The following is a 24,075-nucleotide window of genomic DNA, read 5'->3' as shown; positions in this document are numbered from 1 at the left end:
AGCTCATAAACAAGCTCGCTTTTTTGTTTTTTATTGCTAACTTCACGTATAATCAAGTGATTCAAACTCAGGAATTAAACTTTATGAATGTTGGTATTATTGGCGCAATGGAGCCAGAAGTTAAAATTTTACGTGAAGCTATGCAAAACCCACAAATTTTAACTAAAGCAGGTTTCACTTTTTATACTGGCGAGTTGGCTGGTAACACGGTGACACTTGTTCAATCTGGTATTGGTAAAGTCGCATCAACTATTGCAACTACCTTACTGATCGATAACTTCAAACCTGATTGCATAATTAACACAGGCTCAGCCGGTGGATTCGATCCTTCTCTTAGTGTTGGCGATGTAGTAATTTCGTCAGAAGTACGTCACCACGATGTAGACGTAACTGCTTTTGGCTACGAAATTGGCCAAGTACCACAAATGCCGGCAGGCTTTGCAGCACACCCTAAATTAGTTGAAGCAGCACAGCAAACTATCGAACAAATCAGTGATGTTAAAACACTCGTTGGCTTAATTTGTACTGGTGACACATTTATGTGTGACCCTATACGCATTGATAAAGCACGTAGTGATTTTCCTACAATGCTTGCTGTTGAAATGGAAGGCGCTTCAATTGCACAAACGTGTTTTACGCTAAACACACCATTTGTTGTAATTCGCTCAATGTCTGATATTGCTGGTAAAGAGTCACCACAATCATTTGAAGAATACCTAGAAACAGCATCAATCAACTCATCTAAAATGGTTGTTGCACTTTTAGAAAAGCTTACAGCAGTATCTCTGTAAATGCTTAGCAATATTGTTCAAAATCACTTGGACTTTATTGCCTTTATACTAGCGCTCCTTGCTGAGCGCTTTATTCCCCTTATTAGCTGGTATCATCCTAATACGGCGTTAAATGCTGTTTTTAGTGCTATTGGCAAACGTATATACAAAAGCAAAGAACCTAAAAGCTATCAATATTTGGCAGCTATACTCGCAAGCTCACTTATTTTAAGTGTTATTCTCATTATTGTAGTGTTGCTACTCGAGTTTGCTTTTTATCCTGAATTACTCGCTGGCCTTATTTTATACTTATGCTTAGAAAGTAAGAGCATTGATAAAAAAGCACTTCGCATTGCAAAGCTAACTAAACAAAATCAAAAATCCACAGCGCGCGAATTACTAAAGCCACTGCTTGCCCGTGAAGTTAATAGACTTTCATCTGCTGGTATTATCAAAGCATTAATTGAGAGCTTAATACTGCGCACCGCTCGATACTATTTCGTAGTCATATTTATATTTTTAGCATTTGGCCCTATAGCTGCCCTTGCCTATCGGTTACTTACCTTAATACAACAAGCATGGCGTAGTGATATCCCCCCAAATAGTTACTTTTTAAAACCGCTTAAAACACTCTTGTTTATTATTGAATATATTCCCATGCGCTTACTCGCTTTAACTATTGCAGCAAGTCGAGCAAGCAAACAAAGCATGCATTTTATAAAGCATTATGGCAGGCATTTTTATCAAACAAATACAGGCTGGCTCTTAAGCACATGTTCTGCATCGCTTGGCGTGCAGCTGGGCGGGCCTGCAGTTTATTTAGGTACTCGCTTTAATAAAATGCGTATTGGTACTGATAGACTACCTACACCCGAGGATGTACCTGTAATAATTAATAGGTTAAATCAGGCCCGTGTATTTTGGTTGTTAGTAATAGCCAGCATTGAAATATTAAAATTGATTTAAAGGGCTCAAAATACGAGCACAAAAAAAACCAGCCGAGGCTGGTTTTTTAGTTTTTAAACTGTGCTTAAGCTACAGTGATGTTTGCAAACTTACGTTTACCTACTTGGTAAATAGCCGTTGTGCCTTTTGCTATTTCAAGTTTGGTATCAGTGATTTTATCTTCACCGTTAAGTTTAACTGCACCTTGCTTAATCATACGCATTGCTTCTGATGTACTTACTACTAAATTTGCTTCTTTAAGCAAGTTAGCAATTAAAATAGTATCTTCTGCAATAGTGATTGTTAGCTCTGGGATTTCATCTGGTAACGCTTTTTTCTGAAAACGCTGAATAAAATCATCATGTGCACCTTGTGCATCAGCTTCACTATGAAAACGAGCAATTAGCTCTTTAGCTAGTTCAATTTTAATATCGCGCGGATTCGTACCTTGCTCAACACGTTCTTTTTGAGCTGCAATTTCTTCAATAGAAAGCGCACTTAATAAGTCGTAGTAACGCCACATTAGCACATCACTAATTGACATTATTTTACCAAACATATCGTTAGGTGCATCAGTAATACCAATGTAGTTACCAAGCGACTTAGACATTTTTTGAACGCCGTCAGTACCTTCAAGTAATGGCATCATTAATACTGTTTGCGGCTTTTGACCTTCTACTTTTTGTAGCTCACGGCCCATTAACAAGTTAAAGCGCTGATCAGTACCACCTAGTTCAACATCTGACTCTAGTGCAACCGAATCCCAACCTTGTACCAGTGGATATAAAAACTCATGAATTGCAATTGGTTGGCCGCTTCCATAACGCTTTTTAAAGTCATCACGTTCAAGCATACGTGCTACGGTTTGGTTTGCAGCAAGTTTAATCATGCCTGCAGCGCCTAACTTTTCCATCCAAGTAGAGTTAAATGCAACAGTGGTTTTAGCAGGATCTAGAATTTTGAATACTTGTTCTTTATATGTTTCGGCATTGGCTAGTACGTCTTCACGAGTAAGTGGTTTACGCGTTACGTTTTTCCCCGTTGGGTCACCAATCATGCCAGTAAAGTCACCAATTAAGAAAATAACCTCATGACCTAAATCCTGAAAGGTTTTCATTTTATTAATTAGTACAGTGTGTCCTAAGTGTAAATCAGGCGCTGTAGGATCAAAGCCTGCTTTTATTTTTAGCTTCTTGCCCGACTTTAGTTTTTCAACTAGTTCGTCTTCAATTAATATTTCTTCTGCACCGCGTTTTATCTCTGCTAGAGCGGTTTGTAAATCCACTGTGTATTACTCCAAAATTCTGCCGACGAAGGGGCGACTAGTTACTTGCGTAGTCACGGTTTAATAAAGGTTTAAACCGAATAAATAGATGTAGCTAACATAACAAATTTCTACCTAATTAAAACAACTTTTTAAGTGATTCATGCAACTAAACTAAATCAATTGAGTCTTAGCTAGGTAGAGCGTTAAAAAAGGCTTTCTAAGCCCGATTTTAGCGTAGTTTAAGGTCAGTTTAAATCTACAAAACACTAGTATTCGTACATTATTAAGTATATCCTGCAATATTATGTATTTATTATCTTGACAGCAGAAAAAGGCACGTTATGGTTCACGTGGTTCACACGCTCCCCAAAAAACACAAATTGCTTATTCTAGGTTTGGTTTCTGCTATTGTTGGCTTAGCCTTTCTTCCTTCTGAAAAAGCCACTGCATCCAAAGACAATAGTGCAAATGCACTAGAAATTGGTAAGCGCTATGAGTTACAAGTTAAAGTTGATAACAACGAAAAATTAACTGAGTTAAATTCAGAGCAAGCAGCAGAAAAGTTACCAGAATACGACTTTGTCGATCATAAAGTTAAAAATGGCGACAATTTAGCAATTATCTTTAAGCGTGCTGGTTTTTCGGCTCAAACGCTTCATAAACTAATTAACACTAATGCTGAGACTCGCAAGCTGACTAAAATTCACCCAGGTGAAATACTTAGTTTTGCGACAGCTGAAGATGGCTCCTTAGCTCAACTGCGCTATGTGATTTCAAAAACCGATACTTTATTTGTTACCTTAAACGAAGAAGGTAATTACGATACAGCTATTGATAGCAAAGAAATTGAAACGCTAACCAAAACCGCTGGCGGCGAAATATCTAACAATTTTTGGACTTCAGCAATTGCAGCAGGTTTAAGCGAACGCCAAATAATGAACTTTGCTGACATATTTGGTTGGGATGTTGATTTTGCAAACGACATTCGTAAAGGCGATGTATTTGGCTTAATTTACGAGTCTCATTATGTTGATGGCGAGTTTATTGGTACCGGTAAAATTATTGCCGCTGAATTTGTAAACCAAGGTCAGCGCTTTGCAGCGATTCGCCATACCGACGGCAATTTTTATACGCCTGAAGGGCGTAGCATGAAAAAAGCATTTTTACGTGCACCTGTAAGCTTTAAGTATATTAGTTCTAGCTTTAATCCTAAGCGACTTCATCCTGTTACTGGGCAAGTTAGAGCGCACCGTGGTATCGACTTTGCAGCACGCACTGGCACACCAGTAGTCGCATCAGGTAACGGTAAGGTAGTTAAAGCGGGTTACAGCAAGTACAACGGTAACTACGTATTTATCAGCCATGGCACACAATATGTAACTAAGTACTTACACCTAAATAAGAAACTAGTTAAAACAGGCCAAAAAGTTAAACAGGGCCAACAAATTGGTACTGTAGGTTCTACTGGTCGTGTTACTGGGGCGCATTTACACTATGAGTTTTTAGTAAATGGCGTTCATCGTAATCCTAAAACCGTTAAGCTTCCTAAGTCAGAGCCATTACCTCGCTCAGAACTTGCTAAGTTTAAACCGATTGCAGATAACTTTATTGCCCAACTTGAGCGCAATCGCGAGCTACAGTTAGCACTAAAATAAAGCTTATTAATAAACATTAAAAAAGCCTTTGCAGGTTAAATCCGCAAAGGCTTTTTTGTATACGCTATAAACCATCAATTCATTAATACATAAATGAGCTGAATAACTAAAGATACCATCACTAGCGGCCAAATATATTTACTGTATTTGGTTGCGCCATCAAGCCCTATTTTACTTTGATATTTTTCAAGTAATGGTATAAGTATCGCCAGCGCAACAAACCAATTAAAATAACGAATATGTTCATATTAACGCCCTACTTATGGTAATTCGTGGCCTTTAGCGCTTACATAAAGTGCATACCAATGCTCACGAGTTAGCTCTACGTTTACAGCATCACAAGAGGCTTTAATCCGTTTAGCATTAGTTGTTCCAATAATTGGCTGAATAGATGCGGGATGGCGAAGCAACCATGCAAGTACAATTGCCTCAGCAGAGGTTTCATAAAGTGCAGCCAGCTTATTAACTAAAAGACTGGTGTTTATATCTGCCTGAGATGCGTTTGATAAATCACTACCGCTGTACAAGCCTTGGCATAAACTACCCCAGCTTTGAATTTGGATTTCAAAATGTCGACAGTACTCAATACTACCTGGTGTAAAATTAAGATCTTTACCGTCACTGTTACCGGCATATACACCTTCATCAACAAACTGATGTTTTTGTAAACTAGCCTCAATTTGGTTAGCCACAATCGGCATATCAAGTGCGTGCTGTAAAAAGTTCATTTGGTGCTGCTGCATATTCGATACTGCAAAATTGCGCACTTTACCGCTTTCTTTTAAGCAACTAAATATACGAGCAATTTCGTTAACTTCCATGAGTGGATCAGGGCGATGCAGCATAAGTACGTCTAAATAGTCTGTATTTAATCGTTTTAATGATGCTTCAACTGATTGCTCAATCCACTTTGGGGAAAAATCATAGCGCTTTGGCCCTAAGTCATCTTCAAATCGAATCCCACACTTAGATTGAATATACATGTGCTCTCTAAGCTCTGGCCGCTCACTTAATGCTTTACCAAAAACCTGCTCTGCTTTACCAAAAGTATAAATATCAGCATGGTCAAAAAAATTAATACCGCCTTCAATGGCGTTATCTATACACTCATGAGCTTGCTTAACATGTGCATCAGTGATTGCGTCTTTATTCCAACCGCCGCCAAGACCCATACATCCAAATACTAGTTTACTAACGTGAGGCAAGTGCTTTGCTAAAGGCGTGTGAAGCATGATAACTATCCTTAAAATGTTGAAGAGCTGTTACTGTAAACAAAAAGTGCTGAACAAGAAACCATTTAGCGGTGAACAAATTAAGAACAAAAAAAAAGCGCAGTAAACTGCGCTTAATGGTTAATCTATTTTAAATTACATTTTTAGCCAACAAGTGCTAATAAAATACCCGCAGCAACTGCACTACCAAGTACACCCGCTACGTTGGGTCCCATTGCATGCATAAGTAAAAAGTTATGTGGGTTACTTTCAAGGCCAACTTTATTAACTACTCGTGCCGCCATTGGCACAGCCGATACACCTGCCGCCCCAATTAATGGATTTATAGGCGTTTTAGATATTCGGTTAAGTCCTTTTGCCATAAATACGCCAGATGCCGTACCAATTGCAAAAGCCAGTGCGCCAAGCACTAAAATACCAATCGTCTCAACAGTTAAAAACTTATCTGCAGCAAGCTTTGAACCAACAGCTAAGCCTAAAAATATAGTTGTAACATTGATGATTTCGTTTTGAGCACTGTTACTTAATCTATCAACAACACCCGACTCTCGCATTAAGTTACCTAAACAAAACATACCTACCAGCGGTATAGCAGCCGGTAAAAACATAGCCGTTAAACTAAGCACCATAAGTGGAAAAATAATCTTTTCCTTTTTAGATACTTTGCGAAGCTCTGGCATTTTTATTTTACGCTCTTCTGGGGTTGTTAGTGCACGCATAATTGGCGGCTGAATAATTGGCACAAGTGCCATATATGAATACGCAGCTACTGCTATTGCGCCTAGTAAATCAGGTGCCAGTTTTGATGCTAAAAATATTGCTGTTGGCCCATCGGCACCACCTATAATGGCTATAGCCGATGCGTCCTGTAGAGTAAATTCAAAACCTGGCACATAGTTAAGTAATATAGCGCCAAACAATGTAGCAAAAATACCAAACTGTGCAGCCGCACCTAATAACAACATACGTGGGTTTGCAATAAGTGCGCTAAAGTCGGTCAGCGCCCCTACTCCCATAAATATCAACAGCGGAAAAATCCCCGTATCAATACCCACATAATAAACGTAGTACAAAAGCCCACCTGGGTCTGACAAACCTGCCACTGGTACATTTGTTAAAATTGCACCAAAACCAATAGGTAGTAATAATAGTGGTTCAAAGCCTTTAGCTATCGCTAAAAACAGTAATAAACACCCTACCGCAATCATTATTAACGATGGGATTGTAAAGTTAGCAATGCCTGTCGCATTCCAGAGGTTTAAAATACCTTCCATCCTCTATTTACTCCTAAGCTAATGCAATCATAGCGTCGCCGGTAGTTACAGCATCGCCTTCACTAACTAACACTTCAGCAATTGTTCCGGTATGCGTAGCGCGTATTTCAGTTTCCATTTTCATGGCTTCCATAATAATCACTACATCGCCTTCGTTAACAACTTGCCCAGCTTTTACTTTAATCTTAAAAATATTACCGGCTAGAGGCGCGTTAAGTGTTTCACCTGATGCAACCGAAGCAGATTGAGGAATGTGCTCAGAGTCTTTTAATGTTACTTCTTTAAGTTCACCACCTTGCGCTACGACTACGTCATAAACTTTACCATCTACTTTTACACTGTACTGCTCAGCCTTCACTTTGTTACTATTTGAAACTGATTTAGAAGGTGCTTTACTGCTTTTATCTTCAACAGAAGGTACTGGCTCAAATGCATCTGGGTTGTTGCGGTTTTTAATAAACTTCAAACCAACTTGTGGGAATAATGCATAAGTTAATACGTCATCAATTTGATCATCAGCAAGTGTTAAACCTTGCTCTTGTGCTTCTTTTAATAACTCAGCTTCAAGCGTTGCAAGCTCAGGTGCAATGTTATCAGCAGGGCGACAAGTAATAACTTCCGCTCCATCAAGCACGCGCTCTTGTAGCTCTTTATTCATTGGTGCTGGTGTTAAGCCATATTCACCTTTTAATACGCCAGCAGTCTCTTTAGTAATTGTTTTATAACGCTCACCCGTTAGCACATTAAGTACCGCTTGAGTGCCAACAATTTGCGACGTTGGTGTTACTAAAGGTAAAAAGCCAAGATCTTCACGTACACGTGGGATCTCAAGTAAAACCTCATTAAGCTTATCGGCTGCGCCTTGCTCTTTAAGTTGGTTTTCCATGTTTGTAAGCATGCCACCAGGTACTTGAGCTAGTAAAATACGCCCATCAACCCCTTTTAAGCTACCTTCAAATGCCGCATATTTTTTACGTACATCTCTAAAGTAAGCAGCAATTTCTTCTAGGTGGTTTAAATCAAGCCCAGTATCACGCTCAGTCCCTTCAACTATCGATACAATAGTTTCAGTTGCAGAATGTCCATAAGTCATACTCATTGATGAAATAGCGGTATCGAGCATATCAATACCAGCATCAATTGCTTTTTGGTAAGTAGCAGTACTTAAACCTGTTGTAGCGTGGCACTGCATAGCAATTGGAATAGATACAGTTTCTTTAAGTGCTTTAATTAGTTTTTCAGCATCGTACGGCTTTAATAAACCCGCCATATCTTTAATACAAATTGAGTGACAACCCATATCTTCAAGCTGCTTTGCAAGAGTTAGCCACATATCAAGTGTATGAACTGGGCTAACTGTGTACGAAATAGTACCTTGAGCGTGAGCGCCTACTTTTACAGCCGCTTTAATAGCTGTTTCTAGATTGCGAACATCGTTCATTGCATCAAATATACGAAATACGTCAACGCCATTTTTATGTGCACGTTCTACAAATTTTTCAACTACGTCATCAGCGTAATGGCGGTAACCTAATAAGTTTTGACCGCGTAATAGCATTTGCTGTTTAGTATTAGGCATCGCTTTTTTAAGTGCACGAATACGCTCCCAAGGATCTTCGCCTAGATAACGAATACACGAGTCAAATGTAGCACCGCCCCACGATTCAATAGACCAATAACCCGCATCGTCTAATTTGCTAGCAATCGGTAGCATATCGTCTAGGCGCATACGCGTTGCTAATAATGATTGGTGAGCATCGCGTAATACCAATTCTGTTAATTTTAATTTAGCCATGTGTGTGCCTCTTATTTATTATTTAATTTGTACTGAGCAATGGCAGCACTAATAGCAGCGATGTGCTCATTAGGCACACCTTGAGATTTAAAAGATGGTGATTTAACTGGTGTCGCCACGTCAGGTTCGCTAAAGCGCGTCACCAAATTAGACATAAGCGTTACTGCACCAATTAATATCGACAGAAATACAAACACCCCAACCATGCCAGTAAGCATTAAGTTACCAGCCGTTGTGAGTAGAGCACCTATATCCATTTTTCTCCCCTTGAAACCCATATCGAAAATAAAAAATCGATTTAATTAAATATTTATTCACTGGATAATAACAAAACTAATCGCTTTGTCTACATCTTGTAAATTGGTAAAACCAATTAAACAATAAACAACATAACACTCAATTAATTTACATGCTATAACTCAGCAATCACGCGCTCTACAATACATACAAGAAATAACGACTATAGCTAATAGTTATATGGAATTTGTTAATTAACTATCAAGCTAAGTAAAAATAAACACTAATTCTTAATATAAAGTGCAAAGCCACACATCAATTGTTAATTGGTCTTACCAAAATAAGTTTATTTAGTGAACATTTAGCAGTTATTTGCAACAGTGTGAATAACTTACATAACAAAGCGTAAAAGTTACTAACCAACTAATAACTAGAACAACAGCGAAAAACCATAACCAATTGATATTTATACCAAATAAACTTTGGCATATAACTGGCATTAGTTATTATGAGCAAATTTGATAACCAAGGAGAAAACAATGTTACGCTGGACAATTACATTTTTAGTTATTGCTTTAATCGCTGCAGTGTTAGGTTTTGGTGGCATCGCAGGTGCCGCAGCTGGTATAGCAAAAATTATATTTTTTATCTTTTTAGTACTTTTAGTGATTTCATTAGTTTCAGGTGCACTACGTGGTAAATCACCCAGGTAGATAAAGCATTCAACTAACAAACACTAAAATTTAATTAATACTTACAAGGAATTACACTATGAACTCTACAACTTTAAAAGCAGCACTAATCGCAGTATTTGCAGGTTTTTTCATGATGGGTTGTGAAGACAACCATGCAGAAGATGCTGGCGAACGTATCGACGAAGCAGTAACTGATGTGCAAAACTCTGTTGAAGATGCATGTGAAAATGTTAAAGAAGGCGTGAACGCTGAAGAAACTAACTGTTAATTCTTCTTGTACCGCTAAAAAAAACGGCTTTCGAGCCGTTTTTTTGTGCCAGTAATAAAATCACTAACTATAAAGCTGCTCATTTAGCAGTTAGCTTGTTAAAATAAAAAAAACGATATTTAAAGCAAGGCAAAATGGCATTCACAACCACCTACACATTAGATAAACCCTACTTTTACGAGTGTTTTGATGAGTCACTCCCTTATAGTAAACGTGCAAAACCTAAATACTTTTTACTTGTGTTGCTAGTTGCGCTTGGTTTATTTGGCATTTATGTTTTAGACGATCATTACTTAGGATCGTTTATGATCATGTTAGCGGTACTCGAATGCGTCGCTTTTTACTATCGCAGACCATGGTGGGTAACCAGACAAATGCTCAGCAGAGCATCAGGCTCTGAGGTAACACTTACCTTTGATGAAGAAGGTATTAAATCTGCTAATCATTACAAAAGCTATAAATTAGAATGGCAAAATATAAGCGAAGTAATAGACACCCAGCAAGGTATTATTATTAAAAATAAAAGTGGTATGCAGTACATATCAAAACAAATACTTAATCCTGAAACACTCGCTTTTATAAACAAAAAAGCCACTCAGTGAGTGGCTTTTAGTCTAGTTGAGTTAATTACTCAACTACGTATACGTGTTGATTAAGCATTGCCCGGATTAGGGTTCGACTTTTCAGCTTGTATGCGCATGTAAATCTCTTCACGATGCACTGATACGTCTTTTGGTGCATTAACACCGATTCGAACTTGATTTCCTTTAACACCTAGAACAGTAACTGTTACTTCGTCACCAATCATTAGGGTTTCACCTACTCTACGAGTTAGTATTAGCATTCTCTTGCTCCCATGTTCCAATAAAAATTATAAGATTCCGCTTAAACATACTAATGAAAATTAGACTGAAAAGTAAGTAAAAACTCGCAATCTATCCATTTTCTGTTAAAAATGCCTTGTGTAATGCACGAACAGCCAACTCTAAGTACTTTTCATCTATTAAAACTGAAATTTTAATCTCTGAAGTCGAGACTAAAACCACATTAATATTTTCCTGCGCTAATGCATCAAAAAATAAACTAGCGACACCAGAATGTGATTTCATACCCATGCCAACAGCAGAAACTTTAGCTACTGCTTGCAACCCGCTTATATTTTGAGCACTGAGCTGAGCTTGATCTTCACTCAATAATTCAAGTGCTTGCAGATAATCATTCGAGTGCACAGTAAAAGCATAGTCTATTTTTTCAAAGTTATGATTAACTTGATTAATCATATCTATTTCGATGCCATTTTCGGCAAAAAGTTTCAATATTTTTGAAAGATATTGCGTGCCCGTTGGCACACCTTGTACCTTAATTAAACATTCGTCACGATTAAACGCAATCCCCGATACAACCTTGCTTGGCATATCGTTCTCCTCAAAACTTATTAATGTACCTTCATCGGGATTAAAACTCGAAAGCACCCTAAGTGGCACATTATGTTTTCCTGCGGCTTCTACTGAGCGAATATGCAAAACTTTCGCCCCTAAACTTGCCAGTTCTAGCATTTCGGCAAAGGTAACTTGGCTCATTCTGCACGCGTTAGGTTCAACACGAGGATCTGTAGTATATACGCCGTCAACGTCTGTATAGATCTGGCATTCGTCAGCTTTTATAGCCGCTGCTATTTCTACAGCCGATGTATCTGTGCCGCCGCGCCCAAGCGTTGTAATGTTGCCCTCAACATCACGCCCCTGAAACCCAGCAATAATAGCAATACGATTATGCTCAAGCTCATGCTTTAAACGCGTAGCAGCAACCTCTGCAATACGAGCTTTACCAAACATGTTATCGGTTAAAATATTGACTTGATCGGCTAATAGGCTCACAGCAGAGTGGCCACGTTTTATAATAGCCATAGCAAGTAGTGATACAGAAACCTGCTCTCCGGTGCTAATAAGTACATCTAGTTCACGGCTACTCGGGCGAGTATCAATTTGTTTGGCGAGATTAATTAAGCGGTTGGTTTCTCCCGACATAGCCGAGAGCACCACAACCACTTGATGTCCTTGTTGTCTGGTTTTTACAACAAGGTCGGCGACCGCTTCAATTCGCTCTATTGAGCCGACCGAAGTGCCACCGAATTTTTGAACAATAAGCGCCACTTAGGCTTAAGTACGCTCAGTTAACCAAGCTGTAACGCTATCTAGTGCAGCAGCAAGGTTTTGTGGCTCACTACCACCGGCTTGTGCCATATCTGGACGGCCGCCACCTTTACCACCTACTTGGCCTGCCATGTGGTTAACTAACTCACCGGCTTTTACTTTGCCTGTTAAGTCTTTAGTTACACCAGCAATTAGGCTTACTTTGTCGCCACTGGCAACACCCAGTGCAATAACACCTGAGCCAATTTTGTTTTTAAGGTCGTCAACCATACCGCGAAGCGCTTTAGATTCAGTACCTTCAACGTTTGCTACAAGTAGCTTAACGCCGTTAATTTCAACAATCGAGTCAAGTAAAGACGCGCCAGCTGCACTTGCTAACTTATCGTTAAGTTGCGCAATTTGCTTTTCAAGACCTTTAGACTTTTCAAGTAACGCAGTAACTTTTTCAAGTACCGATGCGCTATCGCCTTTAACTAAAGCAGCTACATCATGTAATTGTTGCTCTTGCTCGCTAACATAAGCAACTGCATCAGCACCAGTTACCGCTTCAATACGGCGAACGCCTGCTGCAATACCGCTTTCAGATACTATTTTAAATAAACCAATATCGCCTGCGCGCTCAACGTGAGTACCACCACAAAGCTCAATAGAGTAGTCACCAATAGTAACTACGCGTACTTCGTCATCATACTTTTCGCCAAACAACGCCATAGCACCTTTCGCTTTAGCATCATCAATAGCCATAAGCTCAGTATTAAGTGCAAAGTTACGACGAATTTCGTCATTAACTACACGCTCAATTTCACGTAGCTCATCTTTTGTAACCGCTTCAAAGTGCGAAAAGTCAAAACGTAAACGATCAGGCTGAACAAGTGAGCCTTTTTGGCCTACATGGTCGCCTAATAATTGGCGTAGTGCTTCGTGTAAAATATGTGTAGCTGTGTGGTTTTTCTTAATGCTATCGCGGCGTACATCATCAATAGTCGCATCCACTTTATCGTTAACGCCAATACGCCCTTGTACAGTACCGTGGTGAGCAAAAGCATTACCAAGTTTAGTGGTATTAGTAACATTAAATTCGCCACCAGCAACTGTAATAGTACCCGTGTCGCCTGTTTGGCCGCCTGATTCAGCATAAAACGGTGTGCGGTCTAATACTACAATACCTTGTTGACCATCTTCTAATAACTGAACAGCTTCGCCACCGGCAAAAATTTCTACCACTGTCGCGCTATGGTGCGTGCTGTCGTAGCCTTTAAACTCAGTAAGCTTTTCTGATTTTAATTGCTCGTTGTAATCAGCACCAAACTTACCCGCTTGTTGCGCTGTTTTACGTTGTACAGCCATGCACTCTTCAAAGCCTTGATGATCAATCGTCATCTGGCGCTCACGCGCAACATCGGCCGTTAAATCAGCTGGAAAACCATACGTGTCGTAAAGTTTAAATACTAAGTCGCCCGGTATAATATCGCCTTTAAGGTCACTTAAGCTTTCTTCTAAAATAGCTAAGCCACGTTCAAGTGTTTTACCAAACTGTTCTTCTTCAATGCGTAATACCTTTTCGATAATTTCTTGTTGCTTAGCAAGCTCTGGGTACGCTTGACCCATTTGCTCAATTAGCGCAGCAACTAACTTATAGAAAAACGAACCTTGCGCACCTAACTTATTACCGTGGCGCACAGCACGACGAATAATACGACGTAGTACATAGCCACGCCCTTCGTTAGATGGCATAACACCGTCAGAGATTAAAAACGCACACGAACGAATATGATCCGCCACTACGCGTAGTGACTTATCGTCCATATCTTGCGCGTTAGTTACACTTGCAGCTGCTGCAATTAAGCCTTGGAATAAATCGATTTCGTAGTTTGAATGCACACCCTGCAAAATTGCAGAAATACGCTCAAGGCCCATTCCCGTATCAACAGACTGCTTAGGTAGAGGCAACATTGTACCGTCGCTTTGACGGTTGTATTGCATAAATACAAGGTTCCAAATTTCGATGAAACGGTCGCCGTCTTCCTCTGGAGTGCCCGGAGGTCCGCCCCAAATATGCTCACCATGGTCATAAAATATTTCAGAACACGGACCACATGGACCGGTATCGCCCATAGACCAAAAGTTATCTGAGGTCGCAATACGAATAATACGATCTTCACTTAAGCCAATATCTTTTGACCAATACTCAAACGCTTCTTCATCATCGTGATAAATAGTAACAAGCAGTTTTTCTTGAGGTAATTTAACAACCTCAGTTAAAAACTCCCACGCAAACTTAATCGCGTCTTGCTTAAAGTAATCGCCAAAGCTGAAGTTACCTAACATTTCAAAAAATGTATGGTGGCGAGCAGTGTAGCCTACGTTTTCTAAATCGTTATGCTTACCGCCAGCACGTACACAACGCTGCGAGCTTGTCGCACGTGTATAAGGGCGGCTTTCTGCGCCTAAAAATACATCTTTAAATTGCACCATGCCGGCATTATTAAATAACAACGTGGCATCGTTACCCGGTATAAGCGAGCTAGAAGGTACTATTTGATGTTGCTTGCTGGCAAAAAAGTCTAAAAACTGTTGCCTAATTTGTGCGGTAGTCATGTGCTGCATTTGAAAGTCTCACCTGTATTTACTGTGCTTGCATTGCAAAATTAATTTCATCGTAGCTAAAACCCCGATACATTAAGTAGCGCACGCGCTTAGCTTTATCTTTGTAATCGAGATCTGGCGGTGTATTCGAATATTTTTTATTGTACGCATCCTGCGCAAGCTCAAACCAATCTATTTCAAGCTCTTCAACTACCATTTCAAGTAGCGAACGATCAATCCCTTTGCCCATAGCTTCGCTTTGTATTCGCTTAAGCCCGTGGCATTTAAATATGTGTTTTCTTACAAAGCCTTCACAGTATCGCTGCTCGTTAATAAAATTGTGCTTTTCGCACCAATCAAGCAGCGTTTCAATAAACTCTTCTGTCGCTTCTTTTTGCTGTAATTTGAGCGTTAACTCACGACGCGAATATTCTTGGCGCCCTAGTAACCAAAGTACATAGTTTTTTAGTTTTTGCTTTAATTTATCATCCATTAAGCGTCAAAACGTCCGCTTGTTTCACTGCTAAGTGGCTTAACATTAATGTCGTCACTTAATGGTACAACAGGCATAAAAATGGCTTGATAAGATACAAAAAAGCTAATGTAGCAAATCGGCATTAAAATCAACAGTGGTAAGAACGATAAGAACATCGAAAGCGCCATAAATAATGCGCAAATAAGGCCAAAAACGCCAAGTGGCAAAATGTTATGATAAAACACCATTAACGATTTTTTAAGCGCCGTTAAAATGCGTGTTTCTTTACTAAAATAAACAAGTGGCACAGCGTACGCAAATGCCGTTAAATAAATTAGCATTGCCATAAAAAATAAAATTACATTCGCGCCCGAAATACTCTCAAGCATTTGTTCAAGTGCTACGTTTGGATCAAGTCCTGGTTGGCTCATAACAGCCACTGCATCGGCAAATAAGCCATTAGCAAGTAACGCCATTAAAATACCCGCACCCATTTGGTAAAGTGCTAAGCGTAATAACCCTAAACGATTTCCTTTAGCCGTAAATGGCTTGAGAATATCGGCTAGCATAATTTTTCCGCCCTGTTGCTTACTAAGCACCGCTTGGTAAAACCCTGCTGTTAAAAATGGCGTAGCGAGTGCTGCTACTACTTGCAGCAGCGGTAAAAATAAAGACAGCAGCCCTACAATGCCAATAAATAAATGCATAAAAATAAAGGTTGCTGGCTGGGTTTTAAAAATAAGCCACCCGGCTTTTAACCACTTTAGACCTGCATCGGCTTTAAAAATTCGTAATTGTGTAGACATACTTGCTCTTAATTTAAAACGAAACACGCCAAGTATAACTTGGCGTGAGGGGGGATTAATAGACGAAACGTAATTAAATGATTAAGGTTTTTTAATTTTCTTAATATCTAACATATGCGCGCCATGCTTAATTTTTGTTTCTAGGTACGATTTATTACCCGCAACACCCGCTTTAATGTGCGCATGCGTGCCCACAACCGAGTCAACATTAATACCGGCATCTTTTAATGCATTAAGCTTTTTAGGATTATTAGTCATTAATTTAACGTGACTTAAATTAAGCGCATTGAGCATTAATACTGCATCCGAAAAGTCACGTAAATCATCAGCAAAGCCTAAATGATTATTAGCCTCGTAGGTGTTCATACCTTGCGATTGCAATACGTAAGCGTCTATTTTGTTGTATAAACCAATGCCACGGCCTTCTTGGCGTAAATACAATAAAATACCGCCTTGCTCGTGCATCATTTCAATACATTCATTTAGCTGCTCACCACAATCACAACGCGATGAGTAAAATACATCACCCGTTAAGCATTCTGAATGCATACGAATTAGCGGTACATCTTGCTCTGTATCGGCGTTATTAAACACCATAGCAATATGTTCTTTACCATCTTTTAAATCAGTAAATGAGATTATTTCTGCAGGGATATCACTATTTCTGCCAACTTTAAGCTGGACTCTTGCTCTTACTTGCGCCACGACAAATCCAAATATTTAAATAACTACGACACGACAATAAAGTGATAGTATCACAAAATAGGATAAATACACCGTAGTACAAGACTGTTTATGGCAAATATATGGCGACGACAGGCGTTATTTTCAATGATTGTTAAGCAATAAATTAATACAAATAACCGCCAATATTATTTACGTTGATTTACCTTAATCAGTGACACCTACAGGCACGTTTGGTATTTTGTATTTTAAACAACGATAGGGATTATTATGAAACGTCAGCAACTCGCTTTATTTATCGGTTTAAGTTTGTCTGCTTTAAGCGCAACAACTTTAAGCGCAACAACTTTAAGCACTACAGCATTCGCCAGCCAAGCAAGCGATCCTCAAACGGTATTTAACCAAGCATACCAAAGCTATTTAGCAGCAGTTAAAGCAGACGAAAACGTACAACAAGCTGCCAAACTTGCTTACACATCAGGTAAAGCCGTTTACGGTAAAAGCGACGACAATACTGCTAACTTAGCTATTAACTACGCTAAAGCTATTAAAGGCTACGGCGATGAGCTATACGAACAACGTTTTGCACTTTATGATGAAGCACATACTATTTTAGCGGCTAATCACGGCAAACAATCAATAGAAACAGTTGATGCACTGCTCGGAAAAGCTAACTACACAACATCAGCTTACAAAGCAGCTAACTTTTTAGAACAAGTAATAGGTATAGCTAAAACACAAAATAACCCTAAGTTTGTAGCCGACATGAAACTTGAAGCTGCAACGCTACTGGCTAAAAAGTTTAGTTCTAAAAAATATCGTGAGGCTAAAAACTACCTAGAAGAGGCCGACGAATACTACCAAGAAAACTTACCTGAAAACTCACTAGAGCGCATAAAAGCCGATTTTTTAATGGCCTCATTCGCAGAGGGTCGTAAAAGATACAATCAAGCGATTGAAAGGCTAAATCGTATAGTTACTGTATTCGATAGTAACTTAAACTTTGATCACAGTGCAGAGCTAACAGCTCATTCAAAGCTTGTAGGTCTGTACGAAAAGCAAGGTAAAAGCGAAGAAGCAACTAAACATTGCCTAGCTATCGCTCAAATGGTGCCATGGAAAGAATCGCAAGAGCAAACACCACTCTATCGTGTTAATCCTAAATACCCAGTTAACAAAGCCAGATTTAGTACCGATGGTAGCGTTGTTATGGAGTTTGAGGTAGACGCAGCTGGCTTTGTAAAAAACCCAAAAGTACTTAGCTCAGAAGGCGGCAGCGCATTTGAAAAATCAGCCAAAGCAGCGCTTGAGCAATGGCGTTACGCGCCAAAGTTTGAAAATGGCAAACCTGTTAGCGCTATTTCTCAGGTACAACTCGACTTTAAAATTAACCGCCACTAAAAGCGGCTCATTAAAAAAGGCGCTTTAAGCGTCTTTTTTAATACCAACTAATACAAATTCTACGTAGTTAAAATTCATAACTTACGCTAATTCCGCCATCGGCTCTTTTTTCATTGCTATCGCTTGCTTTACCGTAGCCCACATCTAGCTCTAATCTAAAACCAGCGCTGTTCAATCCATTAAAGTTGTAGCTGTACGTAAGCCCTATACCGTTTGTTGTTTCTTCATCAAAAATACCGCCAATTACACAACCTAGCGTATTAGCAAAGTCAGTTGCTACATCATTAGTTGAACTTTCGCACTCTTGGTCTGTATCTCTTGCACCAATAGCGCCCACAAGTACGCCAAAAGCATGTTTTTTATTATCGCTAACTGCTTGTTCAAAACCGGCAGAAAACCCATCATCAAGGCCTAGTTTATAGTTTGCATACCAGCGTTGTGTGTCGTCGTTAGCCGATAAAGATACCTCAGGAATAACTAAGTAAGGATAGCCACCCCCAATCGAAAAACTAACATCATTAGCAAAAGTAGAACAAGAAGCGATAGATAAAGTGAGTAGTAATATTTTTATTTTCATAAAGTTCCCTTTGAGTAAGTATAAAATGTACTTACTTTAGGGACACCATGCAATACGACTAAAAGCTCGTTAAATTTAGCTTTAGTAATAAAATCGGGATTAAATTTTAGCGAGTATTTTATCGCTAGCCGCTTCTATTAAATTGAGCACATTTTCAAAGCCATCATCGCCGCCGTAATAGGGATCGGGAATAGCGCTTTGGGCTTGCTCGCCATATTCTAAAAACAGCGCTAATTTGTACTGTAGATGCTCAGGGCACTGGGCTTTTAAATCAGCTAAATTTTGCGTATCGGCCGCTAAAATTAAATCAAACTCAGTAAAGTCGCTTGTACGCACTTTACGTGAATAAATACCTTTAAAGCTGTAACCGCGCTTCTCCCCTGCTGCCATTGAGCGACTATCAGGCGTTTTACCTTCGTGGTAACCAATAGTCCCTGCCGAATCAACTTTAACGTTAACACCTAGTTTTTTAGCACGGGCTTTTAATACCGCCTCTGCGGTTGGCGAGCGACAAATATTACCTAAACACACTATGAGTACTTTTTTCATTAAGGCTCCTCTCACTAATTTAAAAACCTAAGCTTTAAAACTGTTTTAAAATGCTTTCATCGTAATCTTCAACGTTAAGCGTTACGTTATGTTGCGCTGCAACAGATTCGAGCTCAGCTTGTTTAATGGCTAAATCGTCCATGGTGATTAGGTTATCGTCTAGTTGCCACAATAACCGAGAGCCCGCGTAGCTATAATGAATCGCTAATAACGCATCGGCATTACCTTCACGGCCAGCGGCTTTTAACTTAGCCATTTTACGGGTTATTTTATTAAGTGCTTTTTTAAGCTCCCACACATAAACAACTTCAGTCATAAAGCTATGTGTACGGTATTTATTAAGTAACCACGCAAGCCCAACGCTTGTAATAGCAACGCCTATTAAGTTCCAATGAAAGTGGCTACCACTTTCATCAGGAAATAAAGCAATCAGCGTTTGCGATATAGCCAAGCTGCCTACAGCCAAACCAATACCGCATCCTGCAATAACACGGTTTAAATGTTTACGGTAACGCGCTTTATTTATTTCAATGAGTTGCATAACAGCCTAAAAAGTTAATAAGTAAAAGAATGCGAATGGCTATTGTAACTAAACCCCACATTTTTTATAAAATTATTTCACCCCTTTTTGATTTGCCACCCGTTATAGCTTTGAAAACACCCTAATAGTAGTGGTCAATAAAATTTGGAGCGGCTTATGCACACACTTGAAGTACCTAACAACCCAGTATTTATTAAAACATCGACTGCCGTTATCGGCGGCGCCGCAATGACCTTTGCAGCTTTTGCGTTTATGCAATATTTAATAAGTGGCGAGCAACGCGCACCGGTTAAACCAGGGGGCGATATTATAGTAGAGATTTTTCAGGCACCTGAGGATTCAAAAGTCAGGCATATACAAAAAATACAGCCGCCACCGCCAATGCCTAAAGTGCCGCAAAAAGCTCCACCGCTTGATACATCAGCCGATCCTGTGTTGGCAATTAGCGACCTTACGCCAGTTACAATTGACGATTTTGGTGGCGACATTAACAATACCATTAATCGCCCTACAGGGGATGCAACCCCCATAGTGCGCATAAACCCTAAATACCCAACTACAGCCGCGCGCGATGGTATTGAAGGTTGGGTACAACTAAGCTTTAGTATTTCGCCCACCGGTGAAGTAATCGACCCAGTAGTTATTAACGCCGAGCCAAAACGTACCTTTGACCGCGAAGCAATAAGAGCCATTAAACGCTGGAAATATCGCCCCAAAGTAATTGAAGGTGTGGCACAATTACAAACAGGTCAAACTGTACAGCTCGATTTTAAATTAGATAACTCTATTTAACGGACTAAACGCCTATGCTACTAAGTATTAAGTCATGGTTATTTGAAACGCCAAGCAAGGACTGCATGGCAAGTTACGCAAAAAGTGGCGACAATCGTTACTTAGAGCAGCTTATAGCCCTCTACAGTAACGACTTATACCACTACCTTGTTACGCAATCTAATACGCATTTAGCATACGACGTAAGCCAACAAACATGGCTAAAAGTAATCGAAAAACGCCACCTTTACCAAGCACAAACCACACCCAAAGCGTGGTTATTTAAACTTGCCCGCAACACACTCATTGACGAATACCGCAGGCAACAGCACTTTGTAGAGCTTGACGAAAACACGCATTTAGCAGCACAAAATGATAAAAGCGAAAGTGGCTTAACTATAGGCAGCTCAAACATAAGTTACGACGCGTTCGACGCCGCCCTAAAACAACTTAGCTTTGTACAGCGCGAAGCCGTAACCTTGCAACAAGAAGGCTTTTCGCTTGCCGACATAGAACTTATAACGCAAAGCAGCCTTGAGACCATTAAAACAAGGCTGCGCTACGCCAAGCTACACCTTAAACGTTTATTAGGAGCAAACAATGAACAAGCCTGATGAGCCGTTTGATCAAAAGCTCACACAACACTACAAAGAGCGAAAAGAGCGCATAACACTTACAAGCGATCAACAAAAAGCGCTACTTAATACAGCCACGCACACAAAGCCTAAAAAGCCCACAAGGTTTAGTTTTACGCTACAGCTAACCAGCCTTGCCTGCGCACTCGGTGTGTTCGCCTTTATTGTGTTTGATAATAACAACGTAATAAATACTGAGCCTAAAACCGTGCTTAATAGCGTATTTAACACTATAGACATTCACGACTATTCAATTATTAAAACACACGAAATAAATCAAGCAGGTAGCTACGCAAGCACCTTTACAGAGCAAAAACACGCACTCGATAGCCAATTAGCTAACGATTTACGCCGCCACCAACAACGCCACATAGAATACGGCACGCTCGTAAAGGTAGATAACGACTGGTACATAGCCAGCTGTAATGACGAGGTACTAGTACAAATTAAGCAGTCATTATTGAGAGATTTAAAAGGTAAACACGCGGTAGAAAGTAATATAAACAAAGGTGATATGCTGGCTATGGCGCATAACGGCAGAGGGCAAATTATTGCGCTTAAACATGCGGGAGCTGGGGTTAGGCAATGTGGGGCTTAGGTTAGTTTGGCTCAGTTAAGGTGGGTGGTAATTTAGATAAATATTACCACCGAGAACACAGAGGCGCTACGCGCTGCACAAAGATAGTTAACTATCGCCCATGTAATCTAATGGTGAGGAAAGCTCTATAAAATCACGATATTGCTCTTTAGTAATTTTGTTGTATTCATCTTTGATATAAATTGTATTAGCTCAAATCTAAACTAACAGTCACCATTAGAAAAATGGGTAACTGTCAGATCAAGTCTGAGCTAGTACAGCTTAATAAATCTCTGTTAATGATTACTGCTTTAAAAGTCGCTTTTCTGGATTGTTTAAGTACTTTAAGCCAATGGTAACTATGCGTGTATGTACCATTGTTATAACGCGTATTTGCACATTACCAATAACAACTATAGCGCCTTTACTGACTTCACCTGAAAGCTTTTGATTAATTACTTCTTCCAAGCTTATCTCTTCTGGGGCGTCTATTTGCATGTGGTAAGAGTAAAATATATCGCCTACCAACGTTACCCCTTTCACTTTAAGTTCGTTGTGGGCTAAGTGGCTATCTTGATGGTTTGTTTTATCGGTTGCTGTAAAAACTAAATCAACAAAAGGTCTGTTATCTGGTTTTAAAACAACAAATAAATGATCGTTTGGTTTTAACTTAGTTGAGCCTCGTGGCGGTATGATTGACGGGCCTCGTGTGATCATAGCAACAACCACACTCTCAGGAAGTGCAGCATGTGACAAGCTACGCCCAGAAACCCGAGAAACGTCACTTAAAGTGTATTCTACAATTTCAATATCAATATCGTTTAGCGCTGTAATTTCGAGTGTTGCAGCGGCTAGGTCGGGCGGCGGCTCTACTAAATTTAGTTTTTTAGCCATCCAAGGCATTGTTGAGCCCTGTAACGTGGCTGAAATTAATACCACGAAAAAAACGACATTAAAAATAAGCTCAGCCCCTGAAAGGCCAAATAATAATGGGAATATAGCTAAAATAATGGGCACTGAGCCTCTAAGGCCAACCCAAGATACAAATAAGGTTTCGCGATTATTAAAGCCAAACAGTTTTAAAATAGGCGCTACAGCTAATGGGCGAGCAACAAAAATGAGTGCCAATGCAATAAGCAGTCCTTCTAACCATACATCAACCAATGACGACGGATTAATAAGGAGGCCTAATACAACAAACATGGTTATTTGCCCAAGCCATGCTAAGCCGTCATGAAACAGAAAAATACCGCGTTTATATACAAATTTACTGTTCCCTAAAATAACACCCGTTATAAATACAGCTAAAAATCCACTGCCGCCGAGCGTTGCAGAAAGGCCAAATGAAAGCAGTCCAAATGCGGTTACCATCACTAAATACAAACCCGATGCATTTAGTTTAATGCGATTAATAAACCAAACCGATATTTTACCAATTAAAAGACCACAAATAGCGCCAACACCCATTTGTTGAGCAAATAACTGTAGTAAACCCAGCCCTACTGGCATGTCATTAACGAGCATTTCGAGCAAACCAACCGTTAAGAAAATGGCCATTGGATCGTTCGAGGCGCTTTCTATTTCAAGGGTCGATTTCAGCTTTTTATTTAAGTGAATACCCGCACTTCGTAAAAGTGCAAACACTGCTGCGGCATCTGTAGAGCCAACAATGGCGCCCAGTAAAACACCTTGTAATATGGGCAGGTCTAAAATATAAGTGGCCACAAGGCCTGTAATTACAGCAGTAAATAACACCCCGATGGTTGCTAAAGCAGACGCGGGTTTCCACACTTGTTTAATTGAACTGGTGGGCGTTTGTAAGCCACCATCAAATAGAATAATAGCAAGCGCGAGAGTACCCAGAGCATGCGCGGCCTCTGCGTTGTCGAATGATATACCTGCAATACCGTCTTCACCTGCGAGCATGCCTACAAGTAAAAATAGCACCAGCACTGGTAAGCCAACGCGTGCAGATAACTTGCTCGAGATCACTCCAAGTAAAATTAAAATGGCACTAACGAGAATGATATTATCAATTACAAACATAGTGTGGGTTTACAGCCTTATATGAGTTATACCAATCCGCAATAATACTTAATCATTTTACGGGGCTAAACATGTCGCTACCGGCGTTAAAAAATTCTCATTTAGAACAACTAAATAGCAAATTTTTTGCCTAGCT

General features: G+C 39.7%; 25 protein-coding genes. 10 read left to right on the top strand and 15 right to left on the bottom strand.

Going from position 1 to position 24,075, the window contains the following annotated elements:
• Positions 1 to 83: 83 nt before the first annotated feature.
• Together mtnN and H5092_RS04270 are read left to right on the top strand one after the other, a co-directional pair.
• The gene (gene mtnN / locus H5092_RS04275; RefSeq protein ID WP_024597687.1) at positions 84 to 791 is read left to right on the top strand and encodes a 5'-methylthioadenosine/S-adenosylhomocysteine nucleosidase; all 708 of its coding nucleotides are present in this window, start codon (positions 84 to 86) and stop codon (positions 789 to 791) included.
• Positions 792 to 1,736: a regulatory signaling modulator protein AmpE gene (locus tag H5092_RS04270; RefSeq protein WP_002962555.1), complete on the top strand. Its 945-nt coding sequence runs from the start codon at positions 792 to 794 to the stop codon at positions 1,734 to 1,736.
• A gap of 64 nt (positions 1,737 to 1,800) precedes the next feature.
• Here H5092_RS04270 and tyrS read toward each other — a convergent pair whose 3' ends face one another.
• Positions 1,801 to 3,000, bottom strand: coding sequence for a tyrosine--tRNA ligase (gene tyrS / locus H5092_RS04265; protein ID WP_007585427.1), 1,200 nt, complete (start codon positions 2,998 to 3,000; stop codon positions 1,801 to 1,803).
• Between the two features lie 323 nt (positions 3,001 to 3,323).
• On the opposite strand from tyrS, the gene H5092_RS04260 reads away from it, so the two are divergent.
• Positions 3,324 to 4,637, top strand: a complete 1,314-nt coding sequence (locus tag H5092_RS04260) for a peptidoglycan DD-metalloendopeptidase family protein (RefSeq protein WP_182711831.1) — start codon at positions 3,324 to 3,326, stop codon at positions 4,635 to 4,637.
• Positions 4,638 to 4,897: 260 nt separating this feature from the next.
• Here H5092_RS04260 and H5092_RS04255 read toward each other — a convergent pair whose 3' ends face one another.
• The 4 genes from H5092_RS04255 to H5092_RS04240 form a co-directional block, all read right to left on the bottom strand.
• Positions 4,898 to 5,869: an aldo/keto reductase family oxidoreductase gene (locus H5092_RS04255; protein WP_024597683.1), complete on the bottom strand. Its 972-nt coding sequence runs from the start codon at positions 5,867 to 5,869 to the stop codon at positions 4,898 to 4,900.
• Between the two features lie 143 nt (positions 5,870 to 6,012).
• Positions 6,013 to 7,143: a sodium ion-translocating decarboxylase subunit beta gene (locus H5092_RS04250; protein WP_002961942.1), complete on the bottom strand. Its 1,131-nt coding sequence runs from the start codon at positions 7,141 to 7,143 to the stop codon at positions 6,013 to 6,015.
• Positions 7,144 to 7,156: 13 nt separating this feature from the next.
• A complete protein-coding gene (gene oadA, locus H5092_RS04245) occupies positions 7,157 to 8,938 on the bottom strand; it encodes a sodium-extruding oxaloacetate decarboxylase subunit alpha (RefSeq protein WP_024597682.1) in 1,782 nt (593 codons plus the stop codon).
• A gap of 11 nt (positions 8,939 to 8,949) precedes the next feature.
• Positions 8,950 to 9,195 (bottom strand): OadG family protein, encoded by a 246-nt coding sequence (locus tag H5092_RS04240; protein ID WP_182732950.1) that lies wholly within the window; start codon positions 9,193 to 9,195, stop codon positions 8,950 to 8,952.
• A gap of 519 nt (positions 9,196 to 9,714) precedes the next feature.
• Between H5092_RS04240 and H5092_RS04235 the strand changes: the two genes are divergently transcribed.
• From H5092_RS04235 to H5092_RS04225, 3 genes are all read left to right on the top strand, one after another.
• The gene (locus H5092_RS04235; protein ID WP_002961939.1) at positions 9,715 to 9,888 is read left to right on the top strand and encodes a DUF1328 domain-containing protein; all 174 of its coding nucleotides are present in this window, start codon (positions 9,715 to 9,717) and stop codon (positions 9,886 to 9,888) included.
• Between the two features lie 58 nt (positions 9,889 to 9,946).
• A complete protein-coding gene (locus H5092_RS04230) occupies positions 9,947 to 10,138 on the top strand; it encodes a hypothetical protein (RefSeq protein ID WP_002961938.1) in 192 nt (63 codons plus the stop codon).
• Between the two features lie 134 nt (positions 10,139 to 10,272).
• Positions 10,273 to 10,740: a YcxB family protein gene (locus H5092_RS04225; protein WP_182732949.1), complete on the top strand. Its 468-nt coding sequence runs from the start codon at positions 10,273 to 10,275 to the stop codon at positions 10,738 to 10,740.
• A 50-nt stretch (positions 10,741 to 10,790) separates the two neighbouring features.
• Here the strand turns inward: H5092_RS04225 and csrA are convergent, their stop codons facing one another.
• The 6 genes from csrA to ribA form a co-directional block, all read right to left on the bottom strand.
• Complete coding sequence (gene csrA / locus H5092_RS04220; protein ID WP_004587515.1) at positions 10,791 to 10,982, bottom strand: carbon storage regulator CsrA; 192 nt, start codon at positions 10,980 to 10,982, stop codon at positions 10,791 to 10,793.
• 91 nt (positions 10,983 to 11,073) lie between these two features.
• Positions 11,074 to 12,291: an aspartate kinase gene (locus tag H5092_RS04215; RefSeq protein ID WP_182732948.1), complete on the bottom strand. Its 1,218-nt coding sequence runs from the start codon at positions 12,289 to 12,291 to the stop codon at positions 11,074 to 11,076.
• A gap of 6 nt (positions 12,292 to 12,297) precedes the next feature.
• The gene (gene alaS, locus H5092_RS04210; protein WP_182732947.1) at positions 12,298 to 14,898 is read right to left on the bottom strand and encodes an alanine--tRNA ligase; all 2,601 of its coding nucleotides are present in this window, start codon (positions 14,896 to 14,898) and stop codon (positions 12,298 to 12,300) included.
• Positions 14,899 to 14,917: 19 nt separating this feature from the next.
• Positions 14,918 to 15,370: a regulatory protein RecX gene (locus H5092_RS04205; protein WP_002961933.1), complete on the bottom strand. Its 453-nt coding sequence runs from the start codon at positions 15,368 to 15,370 to the stop codon at positions 14,918 to 14,920.
• The gene (locus H5092_RS04200) at positions 15,370 to 16,158 is read right to left on the bottom strand and encodes a BPSS1780 family membrane protein (RefSeq protein ID WP_024595741.1); all 789 of its coding nucleotides are present in this window, start codon (positions 16,156 to 16,158) and stop codon (positions 15,370 to 15,372) included. The genes H5092_RS04205 and H5092_RS04200 overlap by 1 nt, the downstream gene beginning before the upstream one ends.
• 81 nt (positions 16,159 to 16,239) lie before the next feature.
• Complete coding sequence (gene ribA / locus H5092_RS04195; RefSeq protein WP_002961931.1) at positions 16,240 to 16,863, bottom strand: GTP cyclohydrolase II; 624 nt, start codon at positions 16,861 to 16,863, stop codon at positions 16,240 to 16,242.
• A gap of 249 nt (positions 16,864 to 17,112) precedes the next feature.
• Here ribA and H5092_RS04190 point away from each other — a divergent pair, with 249 nt between their 5' ends.
• A complete protein-coding gene (locus H5092_RS04190) occupies positions 17,113 to 18,243 on the top strand; it encodes an energy transducer TonB (protein WP_182732946.1) in 1,131 nt (376 codons plus the stop codon).
• A 67-nt stretch (positions 18,244 to 18,310) separates the two neighbouring features.
• Here the strand turns inward: H5092_RS04190 and H5092_RS04185 are convergent, their stop codons facing one another.
• The 3 genes from H5092_RS04185 to H5092_RS04175 all read right to left on the bottom strand — a co-directional run bounded on the left by H5092_RS04185 (position 18,311) and on the right by H5092_RS04175 (position 19,910).
• Positions 18,311 to 18,820, bottom strand: coding sequence for a hypothetical protein (locus H5092_RS04185; RefSeq protein ID WP_002961929.1), 510 nt, complete (start codon positions 18,818 to 18,820; stop codon positions 18,311 to 18,313).
• Between the two features lie 99 nt (positions 18,821 to 18,919).
• Complete coding sequence (locus H5092_RS04180) at positions 18,920 to 19,369, bottom strand: low molecular weight protein-tyrosine-phosphatase (RefSeq protein WP_002961928.1); 450 nt, start codon at positions 19,367 to 19,369, stop codon at positions 18,920 to 18,922.
• A 34-nt stretch (positions 19,370 to 19,403) separates the two neighbouring features.
• Positions 19,404 to 19,910 carry a DUF3087 domain-containing protein gene (locus H5092_RS04175; RefSeq protein ID WP_024606258.1) on the bottom strand — a complete coding sequence of 169 codons (507 nt, stop codon included), beginning with the start codon at positions 19,908 to 19,910 and terminating at the stop codon, positions 19,404 to 19,406.
• Positions 19,911 to 20,066: 156 nt separating this feature from the next.
• Between H5092_RS04175 and H5092_RS04170 the strand changes: the two genes are divergently transcribed.
• From H5092_RS04170 to H5092_RS04160, 3 genes are read left to right on the top strand one after another with little or no spacing between them, the layout of a single operon-like run.
• On the top strand, positions 20,067 to 20,702 hold the full coding sequence (locus H5092_RS04170; RefSeq protein WP_182732945.1) for an energy transducer TonB: 636 nt from the start codon (positions 20,067 to 20,069) through the stop codon (positions 20,700 to 20,702).
• A 14-nt stretch (positions 20,703 to 20,716) separates the two neighbouring features.
• Positions 20,717 to 21,295: a sigma-70 family RNA polymerase sigma factor gene (locus H5092_RS04165; protein ID WP_259398363.1), complete on the top strand. Its 579-nt coding sequence runs from the start codon at positions 20,717 to 20,719 to the stop codon at positions 21,293 to 21,295.
• On the top strand, positions 21,282 to 21,914 hold the full coding sequence (locus H5092_RS04160) for a hypothetical protein (protein WP_182732944.1): 633 nt from the start codon (positions 21,282 to 21,284) through the stop codon (positions 21,912 to 21,914). Before H5092_RS04165 ends, H5092_RS04160 begins: the two co-directional genes overlap by 14 nt.
• Positions 21,915 to 22,196: 282 nt before the next feature.
• On the opposite strand, the gene H5092_RS04155 is transcribed toward H5092_RS04160, so the two are convergent.
• Positions 22,197 to 23,939, bottom strand: coding sequence for a potassium/proton antiporter (locus H5092_RS04155; RefSeq protein ID WP_182732943.1), 1,743 nt, complete (start codon positions 23,937 to 23,939; stop codon positions 22,197 to 22,199).
• Positions 23,940 to 24,075: the final 136 nt, after the last annotated feature.

Source organism: Pseudoalteromonas sp. SR41-7, from assembly GCF_014163935.1.
Lineage (GTDB): Bacteria > Pseudomonadota > Gammaproteobacteria > Enterobacterales > Alteromonadaceae > Pseudoalteromonas > Pseudoalteromonas distincta.
Note: the sequence above shows the minus strand (reverse complement) of the source record. Positions and strands in the feature narration are given on the sequence as shown.